This is a genomic window from Rhodococcus sp. 06-156-4, from assembly GCF_002259345.1.
GTDB lineage: Bacteria > Actinomycetota > Actinomycetes > Mycobacteriales > Mycobacteriaceae > Rhodococcoides > Rhodococcoides fascians_E.
The window spans coordinates 1-23,032 of record NZ_NPGB01000005.1; the positions used below are offsets into that span (position 1 = coordinate 1).

General features: G+C 66.0%; 23 protein-coding genes. 7 read left to right on the forward strand and 16 right to left on the reverse strand.

Annotated elements, in window-relative coordinates:
* Nucleotides 1-876, reverse strand: an 876-nt coding sequence (locus CH290_RS02215; RefSeq protein ID WP_249277801.1) for a 13E12 repeat family protein, incomplete at its 3' end; no start/stop codon positions are given.
* Between the two features lie 115 nt (nt 877-991).
* Here CH290_RS02215 and CH290_RS02220 point away from each other — a divergent pair.
* On the forward strand, nt 992-1,768 hold the full coding sequence (locus tag CH290_RS02220) for a class I SAM-dependent DNA methyltransferase (protein WP_033188733.1): 777 nt from the start codon (nt 992-994) through the stop codon (nt 1,766-1,768).
* Here the strand turns inward: CH290_RS02220 and pepN are convergent.
* The gene (gene pepN / locus CH290_RS02225; RefSeq protein ID WP_033188732.1) at nt 1,758-4,208 is read right to left on the reverse strand and encodes an aminopeptidase N; all 2,451 of its coding nucleotides are present in this window, start codon (nt 4,206-4,208) and stop codon (nt 1,758-1,760) included. The two genes, CH290_RS02220 and pepN, sit on opposite strands and share 11 nt — an antisense overlap.
* 75 nt (nt 4,209-4,283) lie before the next feature.
* Here pepN and CH290_RS02230 point away from each other — a divergent pair, with 75 nt between their 5' ends.
* Genes CH290_RS02230 through CH290_RS02240 form a run of 3 tightly spaced genes read left to right on the forward strand, consistent with a single transcriptional unit; the run spans nt 4,284 to nt 5,479 of the window.
* Nucleotides 4,284-4,493: a hypothetical protein gene (locus tag CH290_RS02230; protein ID WP_019666470.1), complete on the forward strand. Its 210-nt coding sequence runs from the start codon at nt 4,284-4,286 to the stop codon at nt 4,491-4,493.
* A 25-nt stretch (nt 4,494-4,518) separates the two neighbouring features.
* Nucleotides 4,519-5,049 carry a Clp protease N-terminal domain-containing protein gene (locus CH290_RS02235; protein WP_033188731.1) on the forward strand — a complete coding sequence of 177 codons (531 nt, stop codon included), beginning with the start codon at nt 4,519-4,521 and terminating at the stop codon, nt 5,047-5,049.
* Between the two features lie 49 nt (nt 5,050-5,098).
* Nucleotides 5,099-5,479, forward strand: coding sequence for a phage holin family protein (locus CH290_RS02240; protein WP_026348034.1), 381 nt, complete (start codon nt 5,099-5,101; stop codon nt 5,477-5,479).
* A gap of 55 nt (nt 5,480-5,534) precedes the next feature.
* Here CH290_RS02240 and CH290_RS02245 read toward each other — a convergent pair whose 3' ends face one another.
* Both CH290_RS02245 and CH290_RS02250 read right to left on the reverse strand, forming a co-directional pair.
* Complete coding sequence (locus CH290_RS02245) at nt 5,535-6,404, reverse strand: 1,4-dihydroxy-2-naphthoate polyprenyltransferase (RefSeq protein WP_020112502.1); 870 nt, start codon at nt 6,402-6,404, stop codon at nt 5,535-5,537.
* Nucleotides 6,405-6,462: 58 nt separating this feature from the next.
* Nucleotides 6,463-7,785 (reverse strand): acetate and sugar kinases/Hsc70/actin family protein, encoded by a 1,323-nt coding sequence (locus CH290_RS02250; RefSeq protein WP_020112501.1) that lies wholly within the window; start codon nt 7,783-7,785, stop codon nt 6,463-6,465.
* 142 nt (nt 7,786-7,927) lie between these two features.
* Between CH290_RS02250 and CH290_RS02255 the strand changes: the two genes are divergently transcribed.
* On the forward strand, nt 7,928-11,188 hold the full coding sequence (locus CH290_RS02255; RefSeq protein WP_033188730.1) for an ATP-binding protein: 3,261 nt from the start codon (nt 7,928-7,930) through the stop codon (nt 11,186-11,188).
* A 3-nt stretch (nt 11,189-11,191) separates the two neighbouring features.
* Here the strand turns inward: CH290_RS02255 and CH290_RS02260 are convergent, their stop codons facing one another.
* The 8 genes from CH290_RS02260 to CH290_RS02295 all read right to left on the reverse strand — a co-directional run bounded on the left by CH290_RS02260 (nt 11,192) and on the right by CH290_RS02295 (nt 17,109).
* The gene (locus CH290_RS02260) at nt 11,192-12,016 is read right to left on the reverse strand and encodes an ABC transporter permease (RefSeq protein WP_019666464.1); all 825 of its coding nucleotides are present in this window, start codon (nt 12,014-12,016) and stop codon (nt 11,192-11,194) included.
* Entirely contained in the window at nt 12,013-12,960 is a 948-nt protein-coding gene (locus CH290_RS02265) for a daunorubicin resistance protein DrrA family ABC transporter ATP-binding protein (protein WP_019666463.1), read from the reverse strand. Before CH290_RS02265 ends, CH290_RS02260 begins: the two co-directional genes overlap by 4 nt.
* Before the next feature lie 63 nt (nt 12,961-13,023).
* Nucleotides 13,024-13,797, reverse strand: a complete 774-nt coding sequence (locus tag CH290_RS02270; RefSeq protein WP_033188729.1) for a PIG-L family deacetylase — start codon at nt 13,795-13,797, stop codon at nt 13,024-13,026.
* Nucleotides 13,798-13,837: 40 nt separating this feature from the next.
* Complete coding sequence (gene menE, locus CH290_RS02275) at nt 13,838-14,989, reverse strand: o-succinylbenzoate--CoA ligase (protein WP_033188728.1); 1,152 nt, start codon at nt 14,987-14,989, stop codon at nt 13,838-13,840.
* 10 nt (nt 14,990-14,999) lie between these two features.
* Nucleotides 15,000-15,302 (reverse strand): DUF3349 domain-containing protein, encoded by a 303-nt coding sequence (locus tag CH290_RS02280; protein WP_019666460.1) that lies wholly within the window; start codon nt 15,300-15,302, stop codon nt 15,000-15,002.
* Between the two features lie 16 nt (nt 15,303-15,318).
* On the reverse strand, nt 15,319-15,651 hold the full coding sequence (locus tag CH290_RS02285; protein WP_026348033.1) for a DUF3349 domain-containing protein: 333 nt from the start codon (nt 15,649-15,651) through the stop codon (nt 15,319-15,321).
* An 11-nt stretch (nt 15,652-15,662) separates the two neighbouring features.
* Entirely contained in the window at nt 15,663-15,935 is a 273-nt protein-coding gene (locus tag CH290_RS02290; RefSeq protein ID WP_019666458.1) for a hypothetical protein, read from the reverse strand.
* 7 nt (nt 15,936-15,942) lie between these two features.
* Nucleotides 15,943-17,109 (reverse strand): inorganic phosphate transporter, encoded by a 1,167-nt coding sequence (locus CH290_RS02295; protein WP_019666457.1) that lies wholly within the window; start codon nt 17,107-17,109, stop codon nt 15,943-15,945.
* A 191-nt stretch (nt 17,110-17,300) separates the two neighbouring features.
* Here CH290_RS02295 and CH290_RS02300 point away from each other — a divergent pair, with 191 nt between their 5' ends.
* Together CH290_RS02300 and CH290_RS02305 are read left to right on the forward strand one after the other, a co-directional pair.
* Nucleotides 17,301-18,590, forward strand: coding sequence for a hypothetical protein (locus tag CH290_RS02300; RefSeq protein ID WP_230620909.1), 1,290 nt, complete (start codon nt 17,301-17,303; stop codon nt 18,588-18,590).
* Between the two features lie 108 nt (nt 18,591-18,698).
* Nucleotides 18,699-19,979: a sensor domain-containing phosphodiesterase gene (locus CH290_RS02305; protein WP_019666455.1), complete on the forward strand. Its 1,281-nt coding sequence runs from the start codon at nt 18,699-18,701 to the stop codon at nt 19,977-19,979.
* Between the two features lie 21 nt (nt 19,980-20,000).
* Here CH290_RS02305 and CH290_RS02310 read toward each other — a convergent pair whose 3' ends face one another.
* From CH290_RS02310 to CH290_RS02325, 4 genes are all read right to left on the reverse strand, one after another.
* Nucleotides 20,001-20,384, reverse strand: coding sequence for a VOC family protein (locus CH290_RS02310; RefSeq protein ID WP_019666454.1), 384 nt, complete (start codon nt 20,382-20,384; stop codon nt 20,001-20,003).
* A 56-nt stretch (nt 20,385-20,440) separates the two neighbouring features.
* Nucleotides 20,441-20,878: a hypothetical protein gene (locus CH290_RS02315; protein ID WP_019666453.1), complete on the reverse strand. Its 438-nt coding sequence runs from the start codon at nt 20,876-20,878 to the stop codon at nt 20,441-20,443.
* A 75-nt stretch (nt 20,879-20,953) separates the two neighbouring features.
* Complete coding sequence (locus CH290_RS02320) at nt 20,954-22,090, reverse strand: GGDEF domain-containing protein (RefSeq protein WP_230594282.1); 1,137 nt, start codon at nt 22,088-22,090, stop codon at nt 20,954-20,956.
* A gap of 7 nt (nt 22,091-22,097) precedes the next feature.
* The gene (locus tag CH290_RS02325; protein ID WP_027498938.1) at nt 22,098-22,991 is read right to left on the reverse strand and encodes a 1,4-dihydroxy-2-naphthoyl-CoA synthase; all 894 of its coding nucleotides are present in this window, start codon (nt 22,989-22,991) and stop codon (nt 22,098-22,100) included.
* Between the last annotated feature and the right edge of the window lie 41 nt (nt 22,992-23,032).

The following is a 23,032-nucleotide window of genomic DNA, read 5'->3' on the forward strand; positions in this document are numbered from 1 at the left end:
TGGGGTTCCGTCGGCCAGTACGGCGGGGTTCTGGCGTAATCCGAGCAGTGTTTCGGCGTCGAGGAGGATCTGCACCAGCGGACCCCGCCGAGGATCGGGACGGTCCGCGGCACCGTCCAGCGGGCAATGCTCACCGCGCCCGCACTGGCATTCGAGGGCGTGTTCGCCGTGGATCAACGCCATCAACCCATCGACGCGTAACGCTGTGCTCGATCTGGGGTCTTGCTGGCAGACCGTTGCGGCGATCTCGGTCACCAATGCGTCGACTTCGGCGCCTTCGAGGTCGGTGACGATCGCTTCGAGTACCGATGCCCCGCCGGAGTCGCGGCGCACCCGCATCCCCCGGCTACTGCGCACCGTGCTCTCTTGCGCGGCTGCGGCTTCGTCTCGGTCGTGGGCGAGCCACAGTCGCCACAGCCACAGTCGTAGTGATCGCGGGGTCAACCGTTCCGCCGCAGCGACGGCCTCGTGTTCGAGGGCCGCGATGGTGGCATCGGATGCTTTGCCCAGCACGGCGGTCAGTACCTGGATCCGCGGCCAGTCGATTCCGCCGAAGACGAACCGCAGCGCTGTGAGCGGCATCCGCGACAGCTCCTGCCCGACGGTCAGCAACGGCCGCGTGGCGCTCTGCGACAGGCCCAGCGTCACCGCCACCTCGGTGACCACCTGCGCCAGAACGGTCAACGGATCACCACCAGTGTTGTCGGCGGTGGTGATGTTGTCGGCGTCGGTGAGGCGGATGTCGGCGATTTCGCACACCGCTTCCACCGTTCTGGCGCGGGCGATGTTCTCCCGTACCCGGCATACCGCGGCGTAGCCTGCCAACCCGGCCACGCATGCTGTACTCGATCCCGCCGAAACCCCCGTATCGAACATACTTTCGAATATACCGAGAGGGTCCGACACGAACCGCAGAAAGCCGGTTCGACCTGCGGTTTCCCTCGAAAAGCGCTGGAAGTGCACCGCGCCACGGGTGTAGCGTCCGGCCACTATGACAGTGAACAACGATTCCACCGACGATCCGATGGACGGGTGGTTTCCGGAAAGCGTGGCCGCGCGATACGACGATCCGGGAGGCGAGAACGATTCTGCGGCAATCGATCCGGCGGTGGAACTGCTGGCGCAGTTGGCGGATGGACCGGTCCTGGAGTTCGCCGTGGGGACCGGACGGATCGCTGCACCGCTGGCGTTGCGCGGGCTACGGGTGAGCGGCATCGAGCTGAGCGGTGCCATGGCGTCGAGAATTGCAGCCAAATCTGGTGGAGAGTCGGTCGAGGTGCATATCGGAGACATGACCTCGACACGGATCGACGGTGAGTTCGCCCTGGTGTGTCTGGTGTTCAACACGATCGGAAATGTGACCACTCAGGATGGGCAGGTGGCCGTGTTCGAGAACGCCGCATCCCACCTACGTCCGGGTGGACGGTTCCTCGTCGAAGTCGGGGTGCCGGACGTGCGCCGGCTACCGCCCGGTCAAGACACGGTCCCGTTCGCGGTGAACGATGCGGGCGACGGCGGTGGGTATGTCGGGTTCGATCGGTACGACGTCGCCACGCAACAGTTCACCTCGACTCATGTGACGGTCTCCGGTGACGGCTCGGGGTCTTTCCGCCGCATTCCCTTTCGATACGTCTGGCCCGCCGAGCTCGACCTCATGGCCCGGATAGCCGGGATGAGGCTCGAGAGTCGGTGGGCCGATTGGGATCGGTCGGATTTCACATCGGACAGCGTCAAGCACGTGTCGGTCTGGCGGAAACCTACCGGTTGAACGCCCGACGCACGCGAATACTCCGGGCCAAGTGATCACGCTGCTCGACGACGAGCCTGCGCAACGCGGCCGGTGCCCACTCGTGGGCCGTGAGCCACGCGTCGGCGGCGTCGGTCGAATCCTGCTGCGGGAACAGGCCTACGACGAGCCGGCGGGCGATCTCGATGCTGCGGGTCGACCACAGGTCGGCTATGACGTCGAAGTAGCGATCGTCGAACGCGGACAACAGCTCACGGCCGCCGGCACGGAAACCGGCAAGTGTGGCGTCGACGGCGTCGTTGGACAGTTCGTCGGAGTCGATCACGTCGGCCCAGGCCCGTGTCTTCGCCTCGGGCGTCGGTTGCGCGGCGACGGCGGCACGGTAGGAGTTTCGGCCGGAGGACGTCGCGTCCGTGTCCAGCTCGGCATCGAGGCGCGCCACGGTGGTACGGCCGAGGGCGCTGAGCGAACGCAGCAACAGCCATCGCTGCTCGGAATCGAGATCGATTCCCTCGATCGGCAAGGTGCCGTCGACGACGCGCTCGATCTGCCCGGCCCGAACATCCGACCTCTGCGACGCCGACGCCACCGCTCGGAACCAGACGATCTGTGCGTCACTGCCCGGGTCCGCGGTTTCGAGCCTGCTCCAGCACGTTGCGAGCCAATCCGCGGCCGCCGAGCCGGTTTCGGGCAGATAATGATCGACTGCGTACTGGCTGTTCGCCACCACCGCGCCCGCGATGCCTACCTTCGGCTCCGATCCCGCGAATCTCGACGCGATGTCGAGGTAGATCGCGGGGTCCAGCTCGGCGTCGCGCGTCGCATTCCACAGTGCCGACCACACCAACCCGCGCGCCAGGGGATCGATCAGACGCCCGAGCGACGTTCTGATCGTCTCCAGCGAGCGGTCGTCGAAGCGGATCTTCGCATAGGTGAGATCGTCGTCGTTCAGCAAAGTCAGTGCAGCGCTGGGTAGATCGACGGGTGTGGTTGCATCGGTGATGTCGATCTCGTGACGGCCGGTCCGCACGAGGTGCCCGTCGGAGTCCTCGTCGTACAGTCCTATGGCGAGGCGGTGCGGACGTGGATCGGTCTGTTCGACGGCGGATCCGGTGTAGGACAGCGTCGACACGCCCGTCGTTCGGAGCCAGGCCGACGCCCATTCGTCGAGGTTTCGTCCCGACGCCGCCGAAGCGTGGGTCAAAAGATCCGCGAGCGTGGTGTTCCCGTAGGCGAATTCCGCGAAGTAACGCCGCGAGGCCTCGAAGAACGCGTCCTCGCCGACGTATGCGGCAAGTTGTTTGAGGACGCTGGCCCCCTTGGCGTACGTGATGCCGTCGAAATTGAGCTTCGCTGCTTCGAGGTCCGGAATGTCGGCGACGACGGGGTGCGTCGTCGGCAGTTGGTCCTGAAGGTAGGCCCAGGCTTTCCGACGGTTGGCGAAGCTCACCCACGCGTCGGAGAATCGCGTTGCGCGAGCCGAGGTGAACGCGCCCATGAAGTCGGCGAACGATTCCTTCAACCACAGATCGTCCCACCACTCCATGGTCACCAGGTCGCCGAACCACATGTGCGCCATCTCGTGCAGGATGGTGTTGGCGCGCTGTTCGTACTGCGCTTCCGTTGCCGCGGAACGGAACACGTAGGACTCGGTGAACGTGACGAGGCCAGGATTCTCCATTGCGCCCAGGTTGTACTCCGGGACGAAGATCTGGTCGTACTTCCCGAACGGATACGGGAAGTCGAACGCATCGTGATAGAAGTCGAGGCCCTGCTTGGTGATCTCGAAGATGTCGTCCGGGTCGAAGTGTTCGGCAAGGGACGCGCGGCACAGCGCAGCCAACGGTACGGTGAGTTCTCCTCGCTGCCAGGAAGAGTCGACGCGGTGGTACGGCCCGGCGGCGACGGCCGTGATGTACGTGGAGATCGGCAACGTGGGTTCGAACGTCACGGTGGCGCCGGACCTGGTGCCGGTGCGGTTCGACAGCACTTCCCAATTCTCGGGCGCCTGTACCTCGAACACGAACGGCGCCTTGATGTCCGGCTGCTCGAAGTTCGCGAAGACGCGCCTGGCGTCGGCTGGCTCGTACTGCGTGTAGAGGTAGACCTCGTCGTCGGCGGGATCCACGAACCGGTGCAACCCCTCGCCGGATCGGCTGTACCGACCCACTGCGTCGACGACGACTACATGGTGGCCACCGAGGCCGATGAGTCCGATGCGCGAACCGTCGTGGTCGACGGGGACGGGTGTGCCGTCGACGGTCACGGAACGGACCTCGGGACCGATGAAGTCCAGCCATGTCGCTTCGGTGGTGGCGTCGAACTCGAGGGTCGTGCGGGTGCCGAAGGTGGTCGCCCCGGATTCGGATGCTTCCCGCAGGTCCAGCTCGACCCGATACGACACGCCGGTGATGTGGCGGGCGCGGCGTCTGGTCTCGGTTCGGGTCAGGTTCGCGGTCATGGGTTCCACCCTAAGGGAGTGGCATTGTCGTCAACCAGGGTTGACAACAGGGCAATGTCAACTTAAGTTGACGACATGACGGAAGCAACGACTCTGGCGGCTGCGGCAGGTAGCCCCGATCCGAAGGAAGGGCTCCGGGCGGTACTGGCCCTACGGCGACTCCTCGAGCGGCTCGAAGCGATTCAGGTCACGAACGCACGCAGGCAAGGCTGGTCGTGGCAGGCGATCGCCGACTCGCTCGACGTGAGCAAACAAGCAGTGCACAAGAAGCACAACAACATCTGACGCACGACACGTAGGGAGGACGGCGATGTTCGAGAAATTCACCGACGAGGCGCGGATGGCAGTCCTCGCCGCGCAGACGGAGGCGCGAGACCTGCACGCGACGCGGATCGAGCCCGTGCACGTGTTCCTGGGCGTGCTTTCCTCTGCCGACCGCGACCTGAAGGCCGTACTCGAAGACGAGGGATACACCCGCGATTCGGTGCGTACGTCGTTACCCGACGGCGGCGCCCTCGGCGCGAGCGATGCCGAAGCGCTCGGTTCGATCGGGATCGATCTCGATGCAGTGCGGGCAAGCCTGGAAGCGTCGTTCGGTGCAGGGGCACTCGATCGACCACGGAGCGAGAAACGAGGATGGCTCGGGCGCAGGACGGGGCACCTCGCGTTCGCGTCGGGATCGAAGAAGGCACTGAAACTGTCGTTGGTGGAGGCACTTGCCGCCAAGGACTCCGAAATTCGCTGCAAGCACGTCCTGCTCGGGTTGATCAGAGCCGGAGATCTCGAGCGGAACGGAGTCCTCGACGACCCGGACGGATTGCGCGCGCGTCTCGCGTCGTGACCGGATTCGAGTCCTGGGGCGAGGATGTGTGCTCGCATAGGGTGTGGGCATGACATTCCTGGTACGGCTCGTCATCAATGCAATTGCGATCTGGCTCGCGGCGCAGTGGGTCGACGGCATCGACCTGGCCAGCTCCGGGCGCGGCACCGGATGGGACCTGGTGGTCCTCGCGGGCATCGCCGCGGTGTTCACGATCGTGAACGCATTCATCAAGCCAGTGGTCAAGCTGCTGTCGCTACCGCTTCTGATTCTGACGCTCGGGTTGTTCACCCTGGTCATCAATGCCCTCATGCTGATGCTCAGCGCGTGGATCTCCACCGCCACCGATTACGGTCTGCTCATCAGCGGATTCGGCGCAGCGTTCTGGGGCGCGTTGATCATCTCGATCGTCAACTTCCTGCTCGGTGCGTTCGTTCCCGAGAAGCGCTGAGCCCCAGCAGGCTGGGCGACAGACAGACAGACAGACAGACAGACAGACAGGCAGGCTAGGCGACGGCGAGTGCGATGCCGGTCGTGAGTCCCCACACCAGCATCGCGAGCCCGGAGTCACGTAGGGCGGGGATCAGCGCGAGGCCCGTTGCTCCGGACCGGACCGGCTTGTTCGCCCGAGCGGCGAGCGGCAGTGCGATCAGAGCGATCAGGGCCCACGGTGTGCGCGCGACGAGCGCTACGGTGACCGCGAACGGAGCGACGACCAACGCCAGGTGCACGAGGCGAGTCCGGGTGTCTCCCAGCCGGACCGCGAGTGTGTTCTTGCCGGAATCCGGGTCGGTGTCGATGTCCCTCAGATTGTTGGCCACCAGAACTGCGCTCGAGAACGAGCCGACGGCCACCGCCGAGACAACACCGGCCCAGTCGATCCGGCCGGCCTGAACGAACTGAGTTCCCAGCACCGCCACCAGACCGAAGAACACGAACACTGCGATCTCGCCGAACCCGCTGTAGCCGTAGGGTTTGCTGCCGCCGGTGTAGAACCATGCGCCTGCGATGCAGACGACGCCGATGACCACGAGCCACCACGCGGATGTCGCCGCGAGGACGAGCCCGGCGACGGCGCCGACGGCGAAGCATCCGATGGCAGCGGACTTGACTGCCCTCGGCGACGCGACACCGGAGCCCACGAGACGCAACGGCCCGACTCGCTCGTCGTCGGTCCCGCGGATGCCGTCGGAATAGTCGTTGGCGAAGTTGACGCCGATGATCAACGCGAGAGATACGACGAGCGCCAACACTGCTTTCCACCACACGGCCCCATCGATCGACGCCGCCGCGCCGGTGCCGACGAGAACCGGTGCAATGGCGTTCGGGAGGGTCCGCGGGCGTGCGCCCTCGATCCAATGTGCTGTGGTGGCCATGGCTCGATCCTTGCCTATCGACTCCGAGCGCGTGTCGGTGAGGTACCGAGCACGCCGATCACGGGAACGGTAGGCGCGGAATCGGGGGTAGTTGGATCTGAGGCAGCTCGATACGCGGAAGCCCGAACGGGGCAGGCGGTGGCGGGGGAGGCGGCGGAGGAGCCACGTAACCGCCGCCGTAGCTACCGCCACCGTAGCTACCACCGCCGTAACTACCGCCACCGTTGCCGGAGTGCGGCGCAGGTGCTTCGGGGTCCGGTTGCGGCGCCGCGGTGGTCGTTGCCGTGACAGTCGGCGCGACCGGCGGTGCGGACTTGTCGGCTGCAGACGCCGTCGGCTCGTCGGACGCGGTCACTTTCGTCGTCGACGCGGTGTCGGCGATGGTGGTCACCGGGGTACCCGCCACAGTGCGGTCGGTGCCGTCGTCGGGCCACACCATCCAGGACAGAAAGCCGATGGCGACGATAGACGGCAGGCCGAACCTGAGCAACGGCGTCAACAACGTGCGAGCACTGCGTTTCGCGACCGTCGGCGCGGGCGGTCTGGCACCGTCCACCCTCGTCGCGTACAGCGCAGCACCCTCGGCGGCCATGAGCTCCGGGGCGTCGGGCACCACGACGGGAATGCGAAGGTAGCGACTCAGGACGTCCCGGATGAGCGGAATTCGTGCGCCGCCGCCGATGGCGACGACGACCTCGGGTGGTATCTCCGACATCTCGGCCAGATCGCGCAGCGCGATGGCCGTGCGCTCGGCGGGGCGGATGATCTGGAGGTCGAACATGCGCCGATCCATCAATCGGAACTGACCGTCGGAGGTCTGCGTCGCCTCGTGGGTGGTGAGGGCTTCCTTGATCTCCCGGCTGAAATCCAGCAGTGAGGCTTCTTCCTCGTGGTTGCGAGGTTCCGCGAGGATGTCGAGCGTCAGCAGGTGTTCACGAACGGTCCAGTCGATGGACGAGCCACTGAGCTCGTTGGATCGGGTGGCCGCGTAGATCGTCCCGCTGTCGATGTCCGCGATGGTCATTTCCAAGCCGGTGGCGCCCAGGTCGTACAACGCGACCGTGCGATATCGGAACTCCGGATCGGCCCGCAGCTTCTCGATGGTGCCGGAGATCTCCGAGATGATGTGCACCTCGGAGACGTACTCCTCGACCAGCGCGGTCTTGAGGGCGGAACTGTAATCCGGGTCCGGGAAGGCGACACCGAGCGACGTCGGTGCATCCGGCCGATCGACGATGGCGCGAATTGCGTGCGCGACGTCCTCGGCGTCCGGGACGGACCGCGCCGACGGGAAAGTCTCGACGGTGAACGAATGCCCGTCCGACGTCCGGACCGCGCGGATGCCGCTCGCACCCATGGACATGCCGACTGACGAACCCATCGTTGCTCGTGGCCTCCCGTCCAGTGAGCGTTCCGATCCCCGACCCGTCACACCATACCGTCAATCGGTTTGTTTTCCGACTCATAACCGACTGAAAGGTGAAAATGCAGGTGATGTCGACCGTTGACTACGATTGCCCGCAGTGCACACGCAACCCGTCGACCAGCGCGCGGCCGACATCAGGCCGACCCCACGTCCCGACGTCGAGGTGGGGTTGCTCGGTGCTGTCGTGACACGGATCGACGGTGTGCTCGTGTCGGTGCCGGGCGCTCGGGCGAGGGCTCTGCTGGTGGCGCTGGCTCTCGATCCCGGTCGCCGACGGTCCGTTGCTGCGCTGGTCGACGACGTCTGGCCGGGTGAGCCGCCCCGCTCACCGAAGAACGCCCTGCAGACCCAGATCTCGCGGCTTCGGTCACTGCTTCCCTCCGGGGCGCTCGATGTGGGCCCGAGCGGCTATGCGCTCGTTCTCGGCGTCGACAGCGTCGACCTGACGCAGGCGACGTCGCTGTTGTCGGCTGCCCGACGCCACGTCGAACGCGGTGACCACACGGAGGCGCTGACATCCGTCGCCGACGCCCGCGAACTGTGGCGCGGTGAGCCGGGCGCCGACCTCGGTGATCTCCCGATCGTCGAGGATCTCCGCCGTCGGTCCGACGCTCTTTCCGTGGACCTCACCTCGGTCGAGATCGCGGCCCACCTCGGGAGAGGTGACCACCGGGCCGCATTGCCGTTGCTGACCGCGTCGCACGAGAACGATCCACTGGACGAGGGGGTCGCTGCGGAGTTGATGCGCTGCCTTCGCGCGCTCGATCGGACCAACGAGGCCCTGGCCGTGTTCGCCCGTGTTCGACGCCTCCTCGTGGACACCCTGGGTGCGGATCCGTCGCCCGCGCTGGTGGAGTTGAACGTAGAGCTCCTGCAGGCTCCTGCTCCTGCGCCGAGGACCCAAGCCGCGGTCGGGCTCAGAGCATCGCCGAACGCCCTGATCGGCCGCGGTGCGGACATCGATGCCATCGAAGCGACGATGCGAGAGGCGCGCGTGACGACCATCGTCGGGCCCGGCGGCGCGGGTAAGACGCGCATCGCACACGAACTGGGTCGGCGTGCCGCCGCGAGCATGCCGGTCGCCTTCGTCGAACTGGCGTCCCTGAGGCGAGGGGAGGACGTCGCGTCGGCGATCACCGGAACCCTCGGCCTGAGCGAATCCGACCTCAAGATGACCGGTTTTCCGATCACGCGGGTGCAGACCGCGGGTGAACGTCTGCGTGACGCGCTGTCCGTCGCGCCCGGCCTGTTGGTCCTGGACAACTGTGAGCACGTCGTCGACGACGTCGCGCAGGTCGTCGACGAGTTGGTCGCCGCCAGTGAGTACGTCACGGTCCTGACGACGTCGCGATCACCGTTGGCGATCACCGCGGAGGCGACGTACCAACTGCCTGCACTCGAGACGGACGGGAACGACTCGGCCGCGACGCAGTTGTTCGTCGCGCGTGCTCGGGCCGTGCGTCCCGGCGTGACGTTCGACCGGGGTGACGTCGCGAGCCTGTGCCGGTCGCTCGACGGGTTGCCGCTCGCGATCGAACTTGCCGCGGCTCGGGTCCGCACCATGAGTGTCGCGGACATCGGCGCCGGTCTGGAGCACCGATTCTCGTTGCTGCGCAGCAGTGATCGGACGAGGCCCGAGCGGCATCGCACATTGCGCGCGGTGATCGACTGGAGTTGGGACCTCCTGCTCCCCGCGCATCGTGCGGTGCTCAGCCGGTTGTGCCGTTTCCCGGCGGGCTTCACCGCCGACGCTGCGGCTCGCGTGGCCGGGTTCGGCGACATCGACATCGCCGATGTCGCCGACGCGGTGGACGGGCTCGTCGGACAATCGTTGCTGACGGTCGAGGACCGGGACGGTCGAGTTCGGTACCACATGCTCGAGACCGTGCGGGAGTTCGGCGAGGAGCATCTCTCGGCCGCCGATTCGGCGCTGGTGACCGACCGGCTGATCGAGTGGGGTGTGCACGTTGCCGGTGTCGCCGAGGTCGACTTCCGGGCGTCGAGGCAGATGGTGGCGACCGCCTCCATCGAGGCGGAGCACGACAACATCGTCGACGTGCTGCGCAGTGCGTTGCAGGAGAAGCGTTGGGCCGCAGCGTACTCGGTCTTCGCGATACTGGCCTGCTCGTGGTCCATGCGCGGCGCGCACACCGAGGTGTTGAACTGGGCGCCGCGGATGACGGAGGCCCCGTTCGACGGTGACGGCGTGCGCGATGTCGACGACAATTCGATGGTGCTCGCCCACCTGGTGTTGCTTGCGCACGTCGGGTACAACGCCGACGTTAGGTCATCGGCTCGAATGCGTGTGCGGCTGCGTCGAATTGTCGGGTCCAGGAACGGCATCGACGCGAGCCTGAGGTTCGTCGCCGCGGCGCTGCTCGGACGATCCGACGGACGTGGGCTCGCTCGGATGCTCGCGCACGGCACGCGGTCGGCGGATCCGGCAGTGCGCAACGCAGCCTTCATGATCAGAGCGTCGCTGCACGAGAACTACGGCCACCTCCACGAGGCGGCATCCGACGCCGAGGCAGCCAAACTACTGGCTGCCGAACGCGGAGACCTGTGGAGTGTCGCGTCGTCGGCGCAGGCTCTCGGCAGCATCCACGGCCAGGCGGGAGCGGCGGACGACGCAATCGAGAACTACACTCTCGCCGCGGATCTGCTGTGGGACATGCACGCCTACGACGAATCGGTGCAGACCCGAGGATTCGCCGGTGCGTCGATGATCGCGGCCGGACGTGTAGACGAGGGGCGGGCCGTGCTCGATCGAATCACCGAGTTGGGCTCCGGATCCGGCTCGGCGTTGTCCTCGGATGCCGAGTACGCGGATCAGCGGGCAGTATCCCTCGGCGCGACGCGGGCGGAAGCCGATCTGGCAGAAGGGAAGATCGCCAGCGGGCTACTGCTGTACCGGCGGGCGATCGACGGTGCACGGTTCGAGGAGGAACGACGCGGCGACCCGTACATCACGATGCTCGCCAGCGCGTCCGTCGCCGCCCACGCCCTGCACGGCGCCACCGGTGAGATCGACTCGCAGGCAGCCGATCTGGGCGCCGCGGCCTCGCTGCGGTTGGGGCCGGTGGGTTTTCAGGATCTGCCGCAACTGGGTGCGGTGGCGTGTGCGCTCGGCTCGTACCTGGTGCAATCCGGGCGCGACGCCGGTGGCGGTGTCTCGCTGATCGCGCTGTCCCGCAAGCTTCGAGCGAGGCAGGACTACCCGTCCATGCGGATCGATCGGCACCTGGACGCAGCCCGAGCCATGCTCGGCGCGGACGTCGTCGATGCCGAACTGACACGAACCGAGTCGACGAGCCGAGCCGGAGCGCTCGCGGAAGTGTGCGAACTGCTCCGGCTCTGAGGCTCACGCCTTGCGCATGTAGGCCTTGACCGTCAGCGGGGCGACGATCACGACGACAGCCGCCGCGCCGACGAGCGACCACACCAGGTCCATGCCGACGGTGCCGTTGTTCGCCAGGTCACGCACCGCGGTGACCAGGTGCGAGACGGGGTTGACCTTGACGAATGCCTGCAGCCAGCCCGGCATCGTGTCCACGGGAACGAATGCGTTGGACAGAAATGTCAGCGGGAACAGGATGAGCATCGAGATGCCCTGCACCGACGACGCCTTGTTCATCAGGACACCCATCAGGGCGAAGATCCAGCTGATGGCCCAGGCGCAGAAGATCACGAGAGCCCCCGCGGCGACGAGGCCCAGTGCACCGCCTTCCGGTCGGTAGCCCATCGCGAAACCCGTCGCGAACGTGATGACGGTGGCGATGAAGTACCGCACCACATCGGCGGTCAACGCACCGGCCAACGGTGAGATGCGCGCGATGGGAAGCGATTTGAAACGGTCGAACACGCCCTTGTCCATGTCTTCTCGCAACTGCGTACCGGTGACTACGGATGTGGTGATGACCGTTTGCGCGAGGATGCCGGGAATGATCAACGGGAGGTAGCTCGACACGTCGCCGCTGATCGCGCCGCCGAAGATGTAGCTGAACATCAACGTGAAGATGACGGGTTGGAACACCACGTCGAACAGTTGCTCCGGGTTGTGCTTGAACTTGAGCAGTCCTCGGTACGCCATCGTGAACGAATTGGCGAAGGACTGGCGTAGCGAGATGTGGCGCGTCGGATTCAGGTCCGGTTGTACCGCGGCTGGTCGGTCGATTGTCGTGGTCATGCTGCCTCGTTCTCGTCGCGGCCGGTGATGGTCATGAAGACCTCGTCCAGGCTGGGTTTGGTGACGGTGATCTCGTCGACATCGATACCGTTGTCGCGCAGACGAATCAGAATGTCCGGTGTCTGCGACGCATCGGTCATGGGTGCGGTCAGACGACCCGATTCCGGGGTGATCTGAACTTCGACTCCCAACTGCTGGGCGACGATGGACCGCGCCTCGGCGAACCGTGTCGGCTCACGCAACGTCAACTGCAACGACGACGATCCGACGGAGGACTTCAATTCGTCCGCCGTGCCGTCGGCGATGACCTTGCCGTGGTCGATGACCGCGATGCGGTCGCACAACTGATCGGCCTCGTCGAGGTACTGCGTGGTGAGCAGGACCGTCGATCCCTGGGCGACGAGGCGTCGGATCGTGTCCCACATCTGGGCGCGGGTGCGGGGATCGAGCCCGGTGGTCGGTTCGTCGAGAAACAGCAGTGGAGGGGAGGAGATGAGGCTCGCCGCCAAGTCCAGGCGTCGACGCATACCGCCGGAGAAGTTCTTCAGCGGCTTGGTCGCGGCCTCGGTCAGACCGAATTCCTCGAGCAGCTCGGCTGCCTTCAGTCGGCTGTCCCTCCGGCTACGACCGAGCAGCCTCGCGAAGACGATCAGATTCTCCGTCGCCGAAAGATCCTCGTCGACGGACGCATACTGCCCGGTCACACCGACGAGGGACCGGACAGCCGTCGACTCGCGGGTGACGTCGTGGCCGAAGATGCGCGCCGAACCTGCGTCGGGACGCAGGAGAGTCGCGAGCATTCGGACGGTGGTGGTCTTGCCTGCTCCGTTGGGGCCGAGGACTCCGTACACGGAGCCGGTGGGGACGGTGAGGGACACACCGTCGACGGCGCGGTGTGCGCCGAACGATTTGACGAGGCCGTCTGCCTCGATGGCTGGGTTCATGTCGACCAGCGTGAACCCAGCCGCTTGCACGGTGCATGCACGACGCTTGCACCGTGCGCGCGGTCAGAGCGGTAGTGCCGTCTCCGTCAGCCCCGGGCCACCGCCGACGCGTCGGAACCACTCGCGTCCGAACACACTCGCCAGTATTTCCGGTGGCATCTGCAGGAACGGGCCGAAATCGCCGACCTGGGTCTCGTGCGCTTCCATTGCTCGTCGCTTCGCATCCATCACCGAGCTGACGTCGACGACGGTCGTGATCTCCGATTCCGGCAGACCGAAGCTCTCCACGTCCGGCGGGGTGCTGTCGTCCGACCAATTGGGGTTGGCCTCCATCAGCCGCTTCATGTGATCGCGGTTGGTGGTCGTTTCGTAGATGTGCGTCGTGCCGGCCAGCTCGCCCGCCCGGAGCCCGACGACGTGCACCTTGATGTGGTCCGGGTGCCCGTAACCACCGTGAGGGTCGTAGATGGTCAACACATCCGCCCGCTCCTCCTCCAACACGGCCGCGAGCTTGCCTGCCGCCTCGTCGACGTCGGCGTTGCAGAACGCCGTGCCCAGATCGTTCTGCGGAGTGCCCGCCATGCCGGAATCCGCGTAGTGCAGCAGCACGATTCGGCTGACACCGAGAGCGTCGGCCGACTTCTGCAACTCGGTCCTCCTGCGTTCCGCGAGCGACTCGCCGTCGGACAGAATGCCGTCCGGGAACTCGCCCAGTGCTCCGTCCGTCGCCGTCACCAGTACGACGCGGTGGCCGGCGTTCGCCGCGAGACGCATGACGCCACCGGTCGTGAAGACCTCGTCGTCGGGATGGGCGTGAAAGCAAACCAATGTGCTCATGACCGGAAATGCTTGCACACCGTGCGCCGGGCGGTCGACTTCACCGGCTCGGGTTCGACGCGGTCAGTATCTCGCGCAGGCGGGCACGATCGAGCTTGCCCGGTCCGCGGGTGGGGAGGGCGTCCACGAGATACAGCTCCCGCGGTGCGGCTGTGGCATCCAGAGTCGGGGCAACGTGCGTACGCAGATCGTGGAGTGTCAGTGGCCCATCGGCTACCACTGCCACCACGACCTTCTGGCCGAGTCGCTCGTCCGGCAATCCGAGAACTGCGCACTCGCGTACCAGCGGATGCGTCGCGAGAGCCGCCTCGACCACCTGAGGTACGACGGTGAGCCCACCGGTGGAGATCGCCTCGTCGAGACGCCCGGAAATGGACAGCACGCCGCCGGAGACCGCCCCGGCGTCGTCGGTTCGGAACCAACCGGGCTCGGCGAACGCAGGGTGATCCGGCATGCCTCGATACCCCAGAGCGATCGTGCTCCCACCCAGCACCACTCGTCCCGAGTCGATACGAAGCAGAGTGCCGTCCAACGGAACTCCGTCGTAGACGCATCCGCCTGCGGTCTCGCTCATCCCGTACGTTCGGATCAGCCGAATACCCGCGGCAACAGCGCGCTCGCGCAACGGAATCGGTGTCGCCGCACCGCCGAGCAGTACTGCGTCGAGAGAGGCGACCGCCTCGGTCGCCGTCGCATCGTCGAGAACCTTGACCAACTGCGTCGGCACCAGTGAGGTGTATCGAGGACCGCGCATCCGCCCGATCGCGTCGGGCAGCAACGACGTGTCGAACCCGCCTGTGACATCCACGATCTCCGGATCGGTGCCCGCCAACACACTGCGCATCAGGACCTGGAGCCCAGCGATGTGATGCGCAGGCAGCGCCAGAAGCCACGATCCGTGACCACCGAGCCGAACCGCCGTGGCCTCACCGCTCGCGCGCAGCGCCGACGCCGACAGCATCGCTCCCTTCGGCGTGCCCGTCGTACCCGAAGTGGCGACGACGAGCGCTGCGCCGTCCTCGATCTCGGTTCCCGGGGCCAGAGCGTCGCGCAGCCTCTGCGTCTCGCGTGGATCCGAAGCGGGAACCGGGAGCACCGCGGGCGACGAGCCATCCAGAACGTCGACGAGCCGCGGCAGGATGTCTGCCGCGGCGTCGCCGGTGGGGATCTTCAGTTCTTCGAGCACGCTCACAGGCGAAATTCTAGATCGTGAACGGATCCGCCAATGGCCAACCACCCGCAGCCAGCTTCGATCGAACTCGCGAGATGTCCTCCTCGCGAGGCATCTCGTTGGTGACCTTCGTGATGACGACGGCGATACCCGCTTTGTCGGCGGGCAACTGACCTCCCGCGATGAGCGCATCCACGACGGCCTGGATCTCGTCCTCGGTCAACCGTCGAGTCAGAAGAGCCAGTAGCGGAACGTAATCCGCATCCGGCACACCTTCCGGATACCCCGCTCGAAGCCACTCCAGAATCGACTGGAGAAACGAGGGCACAGCCATCACACCCCACCGTCCGTCACTCTGGGGTGAACCCGGGGCGTTCCGCGAGAGGCCAACCGCCCGAAGCCAACTTCGCCGAGACGCGGGCGATGTCGTCTGCCGTCGGCTCGTGGTCGACGAGTTCGCGGATGTAGTCGGTGATCTCGGAGTTGGTGATGGCACCGTCCTCGAGCGCGCCGCCGTTGGGTGCGACGAGGCCGAGCACGACTTCGTGGACCTGAGCATCGGTCAGTGCCGCCTTGCGAAGCAGCGCCACCAGAGGAAAACGATCCTTCGGTGGAACGCCCTCTGGGTAGCCCGCGCGCAGCCACTGAAGCACCGACGCCGGGAAGGTTGCTGTCTCGGTCATGGTCATGCCTCTCAGAAGACGGAGATGCCGAAGGTGCTGTCCAGGAAGTTCTTCATGATGAAGAGGATTCCCGCGACGATGGCGACGACGACGACGGCGAAGCACAGGATGCCGGCTGCGGTGGCCGCGGCCGGGCGAGCGCGGACGGTGCCGTCCTCGGCGATGTCGCCGGTGGAGAGTGCTCTGAGCCCCAGAGCGAAGATGGCGGGCAGTCCTGCACCGAGCAGCAGTCCGACGAGCACTACCTGCCAGAGCGAATCGAGGGTGTGGGTGAGGGTTTCCATGTCAGTCCTAAACCTTGCTCGGGGTGTTCTCGTCGGCCGGGATCAGGCCGCCGTCCCACTCGGCGTTGACGTTGTCGGGGTCGACGGGCTGGCGGCGCGAGCGGATGTACATCAGCGCCGACAGTGCGACGAGGATGGCGAACACCAGCAGAATTCCGGGCAGGCCGCCGACGATGTGAGCGAGGAACCAGCAGACGGCTCCGACGATGCCCGCTGAAGGAAGGGTGATGACCCAGGCGACGGCCATGCGGCCGGCGACACCCCAGCGGACCTGAGCTCCCGGCTTGCCGATGCCGGATCCGAGAATCGATCCGGTCGCGACCTGCGTCGTCGACAGAGGAAGTCCGAGGTGGCTGGAGGTCAGAATGATTGCTGCCGACGACGACTCCGCCGCCATGCCCTGCGGTGACGCGATCTCGACGAGTCCCTTGCCGAGCGTGCGAATGACACGCCAGCCGCCCAGATAGGTACCGAGAGCGATGGCGAGTGCGCAGGTGACCTTGACCCACAGGGGCATCTCCGAGTCCGGCGTCACGGTTCCGTAGGCGACGAGCGCCAGGAAGATGACCCCCATGGTCTTCTGTGCGTCGTTGGTTCCGTGGGCCAGCGACACGAGTGAGGCGGAACCGATCTGGCCCCAACGGAATCCACGTTCCTTGTTCTTCTCCGGGATGGCGTTCGTGATGCGGTAGACACCCCAGGTTCCGACGGCGGCGACGAGGCCTGCGACGACCGGCGCGAGGACGGCCGGAAGGACGATCTTGCTCCAGACTCCGTCCCACACGACACCGGAGGTGCCGAGGCCGGCGATGGTGGCGCCGATGAGGCCGCCGAACAGAGCGTGGGAACTGCTCGAGGGGATTCCGAGGAGCCACGTCGCGAGGTTCCACAGGATGCCGCCGACGAGGCCGGCGAAGATGATGGTCAGGAGGGATTGTCCGCCGGTGTCGCCGAGGTTGACGATGCCCTTGGCCACGGTGGCGGCCACCTCGACGGACAGGAAGGCGCCGACGAGATTGAGGACGGCGGACAACGTGACGGCAACCTTGGGCTTGAGTGCCCCGGTCGCGATGGACGTCGCCATGGCGTTGGCGGTGTCGTGGAAACCGTTGGTGAAGTCGAAGGCCAGTGCCGTTACGACCACCACGAGAAGTACGAGGAATTCTGCGCTCACGTCTTGAAAGTGTGGGGTACCGAGTGCCCGTTCGGATAATTTTGCTCAGAGTGTTCTTCTCGGGTTCTTCGACGACGCCTCTGGTTCATCTTCCGTTCACCTTTTTGCACTAATTGCCCGATTTGTGAGAGGCGTGCGTCACTCGGCTCCGAGGGCGGGTCGGACCGCGCGATTGTGGGACAGTGGACGGCATGCAGATCGACGACGCAGTGGCCGCAGCCCTGTCGTATCTGGACTCCGTCGACCCTGCGTCGGCAGCGGATGCGGCGCTGGGATGGGAGGGGCTGCGTGCGGTCTCGCCACCCGGCGGTCCGACGCAGATCTCGGTGCAGACGTTTCTGTGGTCCTACCTCGGCGAATCGGTGGGGGACCCGGATCGTGCGTGGGACATCGCGGAAGCGCTCGCAGAACTTCTCGATCGGCTCGGGCACGCCCGGTACGCCGACATCGCGCGCAGCGAACGGACGCGCGAGCTACTGACGACCACCGACGAAGGCAGTCGGCAGGAACGCGTCGAACGCGCCGTGAACGCCTCGGGTGTCGCACCCGAGGACAGCGACCTGATCACCTGGCAGGACGTTCCGGAAGGGGCCGAACGCGCCATGGTCGACCTCATCGGAGAAACCCTCGAAGTCGCTTCCGTCGCAGGAGAATTCCAGTCCTCCGGTATCGACGGCAAGCCTCTGCGGGACTCGGCGGTCGCCGCGAAACGTCGACGGATCACCGACTCGGTCCTCCGATCCGAGCGTGCCGGTGGTGTTCTGCTCGAGCAACTGCTCGACCATCGGATCGCACTCTGGACGAGGTACAGCCCGCCGCGCGTCGAGCTCTACCGAGACCTGAACACCGCGCTGCACGACGCGATCGCCCCGGCCTACGGCTGCGTCCGGCGACTCGAAGGCATGCTCGCCATCGTCGGCGACGGAATCACGTTGACCGACAAGGGGTATCTCCCCGCTCCGGTCGTCGAACAGGCACTCGGGACACTGTGGACACCGCGGGAATGGCCGTTTCCCGTCGGCGACGAACGAGGAACCGAGCCCGTCCTCCGTGTCCGACGACTCCTGCTCCGGTTGGGTCTGGTCCGGAAACGCCACGGTCGCCTGCTGCCGACGGCACGCGCCAAGGAGATGAGCGCGGATCGGTTGTGGTCGACGCTCGTCGAACGGCTCGTCGGCGCCGAGTACCACCCGGAGTCCATCGCGGCCGAGGTCGTGTTGGCGGACGTCGCTCGAGGCAGTTGCTCGGACGATCCGTCTCCTCTGGTGACCGAGCTGTTGGCCGCCGAGGGGTGGTCGCACGTCTGCGGCCCCGACGCTGCCGACAAGGATCTACCCCTCGGCGACGACGTTCTGCAGGATCTGGCGGCGCTCGGCCTCCTCGTCTACGGCGACGATCCCGCTCCCACGCCCGACGGGATGCGTCTCGCGGCCGCTGTTCTGCGGCGGAGACTGCTTCACACCCGAATTCCGTCGGTGTGATCGGCAGGGTTCGGGCGGTGTGACCGGAATCCGACGCTAAGCTGACGTGCGGCCGGATTTCGAGAAGGCTCGAACAGCAGGGCAGGGACTGCGGGACAGGAGACGACGATGGAGCACGATCCGTCCTCGGCTGCCCGTCGGCCGCAGGCTCGCAGGCAGAGCGATTCCGCCCGCCGGTATCTCGATCTCGAGGCGACCACCCCGGCGTTGCGGTCGACGGTGGAGCTCGCGGCACGCAGTGTCGGCTTCGCCATCGCCCAGCTCAACGTCCTCGACGAGACAACCCAGTACACGCTCGTCAACATCGGCGGGCCGCCGGTGTCGACGGTCGAACGCTCGGACACCCTGTGCGACGACGTCGTCCGCAGTGAGAAGGCCGCCGTGTTCACCCGCAATCGCGTCGACGCCACGGTGCGGCAACGCAACATTCTCGACCAGAACGGGGTCGCGTCCTACGCGTCGGTTCCGCTGCGCGGGCGTGAAGGATTGGTCATCGGCACCTTGTGTCTGCTCGACAGGATGCCCCGCGAGCTCAGCGACAGTCAGCTGCAGGAGCTCGAGCAGTACGGGTCCGTCCTGGAAGAACAGCTGGATCTGCATCGCAGAGTCGGGTCGACGGCCGCGAAGCTCGACAACGACCACGACCTTGCAGGTGCGCTGTATGCGGGCCAGATCGTGCCGTGGTTTCAGTCCGTCGTGGATCTGCGCACCGGGGAGATCATCGGGTTCGAGGCACTGGCACGCTGGCACCACCCGCGGAAAGGCCTCGTCTCGCCCGCCGACTTCGTGCCGTTCGCGGAGTCGAGTGAACTGATCATCGACATCGATCTCGAAGTACTGCGCCTCGCGGTGAAAGAAGCGGAAGCCTGGCATACGACACGACCGGACCTGAGGTTGAGCGTCAACCTGTCCGGTCGCCACCTCGCGCACCCCGACGCCGTCGCTCAGTTGCAGAGCGCCGTCGCCATGTCTTCCGTCGCGCCGAGCTCGATCTCGCTGGAACTGACCGAGACGTCGTCCGTCAGCGACGGACCGCTCATCCGCAGACACATCGACGATGTGCACGCGCTCGGATTCCGGGTGCTGCTCGACGATTTCGGCTCCGGCTGGTCTTCGTTGGAACGCCTCGTCACGTTCGAGCCCGACGGAATCAAGATCGACGGACACCTGACGAAGTACATCGACACCCCCCGCGGGCGGGCACTGCTGCGTGCCCTGTCCACCGTCGCCCTCGACCTCGGTCTGGTCATGATCATCGAAGGCATCGAGACGCGAGCTCAGGCAGACGTCGCACTGGAGCTGGGTTGCACTCTGGCACAGGGGTTTCTGTGGTCGCGGCCCCAGTCGGCAGCAGCCGTGCGCAGGGTCGTCGCCGCGACACGGTCGTGAGAACCGGCGATCTTCCCGGCGTCAGCCCCGCGTGTCCCGCCTGAGCGGATGGTCCGCGGGAATTTCCACCAGAACGATCGGCACCCCGTCCGGATCACGAAGCCACATCTCGATCAGGCCCCACGACTCCTGCTTCGCGTCACGCTCGATCGGGACGCCCCGACCTCGAAGCTCGTCGGCAGCGGCCTCTGCGTCGCGGACCTGCAGCCACAGCGCCCCGTCGAACACCTGCGCCGAGCCCGAACTACCGTGAGCCGCGATCTCGATCAGCGACTGCCCGGCGAAGAACACCGTCCCCGCCCCGTACTCGCGATGCACGGCGAGCCCGAGGCCGTCTCGGTAGAACGCGAGAGTCTTCTCGTAGTCGACTGGACGCAGGATCGTTCGGCCGCTGAGTATCTCCACGCCTCATCGATACCACAGCCTCATCGATACCACAGCCTGCACGACGTGTGTGAGCATCAGGGCGTTGCTTCGTGGCCCGATTTTTCGTGTGTGCGCCGCGACTCCTTCATTTCCGCCTCGAAGACGTGTCGCTTCCCTTCCTGCAGTTCGTCCCTCGTCTGCTTCTCGTGCTGCCGGAACGCCGACCAGTAGAGATCGTCGAACTCCTCCACGATCTGGAACGACCACCTGCCGTCGATCGCGTTGCGACCGATCATCTCCTCCGACAGTCGGTCGGCTGCCGACGTGTTGCCGGCATCTCGCAGCGCATCGACGGCCTCGCCGAGCTGCAGGTCCGCGTGTCCCATCAGCTGGTGGAACGAGTACAGGTGACCGCGGGCGCGTTCGATCGTCTCGAGTGCCTCGGAGACCTTGCCGACGGCAGCGACGGTGTCGTCGGACAGTCCGTCCGGTCGTCGGTGTTCGGGAGACGGGGTCTGGCGGTCGGTCGTCATGATCGGTGTATTGCCGCTTCGTCAGGTTTCAATCAGGCACGGTGTCAATCAAGCACGGTGTCGATCGGCACACGGTCAGATGAGGGTGGTGACCACTCGGTTGCCCCCGGACGCTTTGGCCTCGTACATCATCGAGTCGGCCACTCTCGACGCAGTGTTCACCGTGTCCGTGCTCGTCGTCCACAGCGGGGACTCGGCGTACAGAATCGCGGCGCCGACGCTGACGGTGACCGGAACGGAATCGCCCTCACCGTGCAGGGCACGCCTGATTCCGTGGATAAGCGCGTCGATGTGCAGTCTCGACGTCACCACCGCAGCCAGATACTCCTCACCGCCCGTGCGTCCCAGCGCTCCGTACCGCGACACGTGCATGGTGAGGCGCTCGGCGACGCGGCAGATCACCGCGTCACCCTCGTCGTGGCCGTGGATGTCGTTGACCGACTTGAAGTTGTCGATGTCGACGACGATCACCGCAGCGCACTGACCTTCGCGGCGTCCCCGCGGCCACAGGTCCTCGAGGGCGGCGTCGAGACCCCGACGGTTGAGCAGGCCCGTCAGTGGGTCGAGCTTGGAACTCCGCGCGTCGGCGGACAGCGTCGTCAGGAAGATGTGCGAGGTGACGGGCACACTCATGATGCCGAGCAGCACCACGTCGGTCTGGACGAGCAGGGTGATCGTGTCCATGTCGCCGCGCACGTAGATCGCGACTGCGAAGCCGATGGCGATTCCGGAGGCGAAGATCAGGTGCGCCACCACCCAGCGCGGGCTGAGGAAGAACGTCACGAACGCACCGATCACTGCGTACAGGACACAGCCGAGCAGCGCGTTACGGAGATCGAGGACCGACAGCGCGGCGGCGACGCCCAGGTCGGAGTAGATCGCGAACGACACCACGCCGAGACGCCCGGGGAACGGCCGCAGTACCCACAGTGCAGCGATGATCAGGTTGACGGTGCACAGCGTCAACGTCAGCGCAGTCGCCGCAGTACCCGTCGGGCCGCCGATCGCGAACAGCGACGTGAACGACATCGCACTGATGTTGATCATCGACAGGGCGACGATGATCCGAACGATCTTTCCCGACGGCCGCGAGTTCTGGAACTCGCGCATCCACTCGTAGTCGTGCTTCTGCAGAAACCACGACGTCACCGACGACCACGCACTGTCCGGTGCGCGGCGTCGATGCGTGAGGGGATTTCGAGAAACGGACATGAAACCTTTAGAAGTAGCGGGGGAACGGCGACCAGTCCGGATCCCTCTTCTGAAGGAACGAATCGCGGCCCTCGACGGCTTCGTCGGTCATGTACGCCAGACGCGTCGCCTCACCGGCGAAGAGCTGCTGGCCGACCAGGCCGTCGTCCTGAAGGTTGAACGCGTACTTCAACATCCGCTGCGCCTGCGGAGACTTGGCGTTGATCTTCGCGGCCCACTCGATGGCCACGTTCTCGAGTTCGTCGTGATCGACGACGCGGTTGACTGCGCCCATTCGATGCATCTCCTCGGCCGTGTACGTGTCGCCGAGGAAGAATATCTCGCGAGCGAACTTCTGTCCCACCATCTTCGCGAGGTACGCACTGCCGTAACCTCCGTCGAAACTGCCGACGTCGGCGTCGGTCTGCTTGAACCGCGCGTGCTCGCGGCTCGCGAGCGTCAGGTCGCAGACGACGTGCAGGCTGTGGCCTCCGCCCGCAGCCCAGCCGTTGACCAGACAGATGACGACCTTGGGCATGAACCGGATCAGGCGCTGCACCTCGAGGATGTGCAACCGTCCGGCCCGGGCCTTGTCGACGGTGTCCGCCGTGTCTCCCTCGGCGTACTGGTAGCCGCTGCGTCCACGGATGCGCTGATCTCCGCCCGAGCAGAACGCCCAGCCACCGTCCTTCGGGCTCGGTCCGTTGCCGGTGAGGAGCACCGTGCCGACGTCCGAGCTGACGCGCGCGTGTTCCAACGTGCGATACAGCTCGTCGACGGTGTGGGGCCGGAACGCGTTTCGGACCTCGGGACGGTCGAACGCGATCCGCACGGTGTCGTCGGTGACGTGGCGGTGATAGGTGATGTCGGTGAGGTCGTCGAACCCGGGAACCGGCTGCCAGAGCGAAGGAGTAAAGGTCACCTGGGCCACGATAGAGCCAGTGCTTCGGACCGCACGATACG

Excerpts from the sequence above, each read along its gene's own strand:
- CH290_RS02300 (WP_230620909.1), top strand. The coding sequence starts at position 17,301 with ATGCAGATCGACGACGCAGTGGCCGCAGCCCTGTCGTATCTGGACTCC.
- CH290_RS02230 (WP_019666470.1), top strand. The coding sequence starts at position 4,284 with ATGACGGAAGCAACGACTCTGGCGGCTGCGGCAGGTAGCCCCGATCCG.
- CH290_RS02285 (WP_026348033.1), bottom strand. The coding sequence starts at position 15,651 with ATGACCGAGACAGCAACCTTCCCGGCGTCGGTGCTTCAGTGGCTGCGC.
- CH290_RS02290 (WP_019666458.1), bottom strand. The coding sequence starts at position 15,935 with ATGGAAACCCTCACCCACACCCTCGATTCGCTCTGGCAGGTAGTGCTC.
- CH290_RS02245 (WP_020112502.1), bottom strand. The coding sequence starts at position 6,404 with ATGGCCACCACAGCACATTGGATCGAGGGCGCACGCCCGCGGACCCTC.
- CH290_RS02320 (WP_230594282.1), bottom strand. The coding sequence starts at position 22,090 with ATGTCCGTTTCTCGAAATCCCCTCACGCATCGACGCCGCGCACCGGAC.
- CH290_RS02280 (WP_019666460.1), bottom strand. The coding sequence starts at position 15,302 with ATGGCTGTGCCCTCGTTTCTCCAGTCGATTCTGGAGTGGCTTCGAGCG.
- CH290_RS02315 (WP_019666453.1), bottom strand. The coding sequence starts at position 20,878 with ATGACGACCGACCGCCAGACCCCGTCTCCCGAACACCGACGACCGGAC.
- CH290_RS02235 (WP_033188731.1), top strand. The coding sequence starts at position 4,519 with ATGTTCGAGAAATTCACCGACGAGGCGCGGATGGCAGTCCTCGCCGCG.
- CH290_RS02270 (WP_033188729.1), bottom strand. The coding sequence starts at position 13,797 with ATGAGCACATTGGTTTGCTTTCACGCCCATCCCGACGACGAGGTCTTC.
- CH290_RS02305 (WP_019666455.1), top strand. The coding sequence starts at position 18,699 with ATGGAGCACGATCCGTCCTCGGCTGCCCGTCGGCCGCAGGCTCGCAGG.
- CH290_RS02240 (WP_026348034.1), top strand. The coding sequence starts at position 5,099 with ATGACATTCCTGGTACGGCTCGTCATCAATGCAATTGCGATCTGGCTC.
- pepN (WP_033188732.1), bottom strand. The coding sequence starts at position 4,208 with ATGACCGCGAACCTGACCCGAACCGAGACCAGACGCCGCGCCCGCCAC.
- CH290_RS02220 (WP_033188733.1), top strand. The coding sequence starts at position 992 with ATGACAGTGAACAACGATTCCACCGACGATCCGATGGACGGGTGGTTT.
- CH290_RS02250 (WP_020112501.1), bottom strand. The coding sequence starts at position 7,785 with ATGGGTTCGTCAGTCGGCATGTCCATGGGTGCGAGCGGCATCCGCGCG.
- CH290_RS02260 (WP_019666464.1), bottom strand. The coding sequence starts at position 12,016 with ATGACCACGACAATCGACCGACCAGCCGCGGTACAACCGGACCTGAAT.
- CH290_RS02265 (WP_019666463.1), bottom strand. The coding sequence starts at position 12,960 with ATGAACCCAGCCATCGAGGCAGACGGCCTCGTCAAATCGTTCGGCGCA.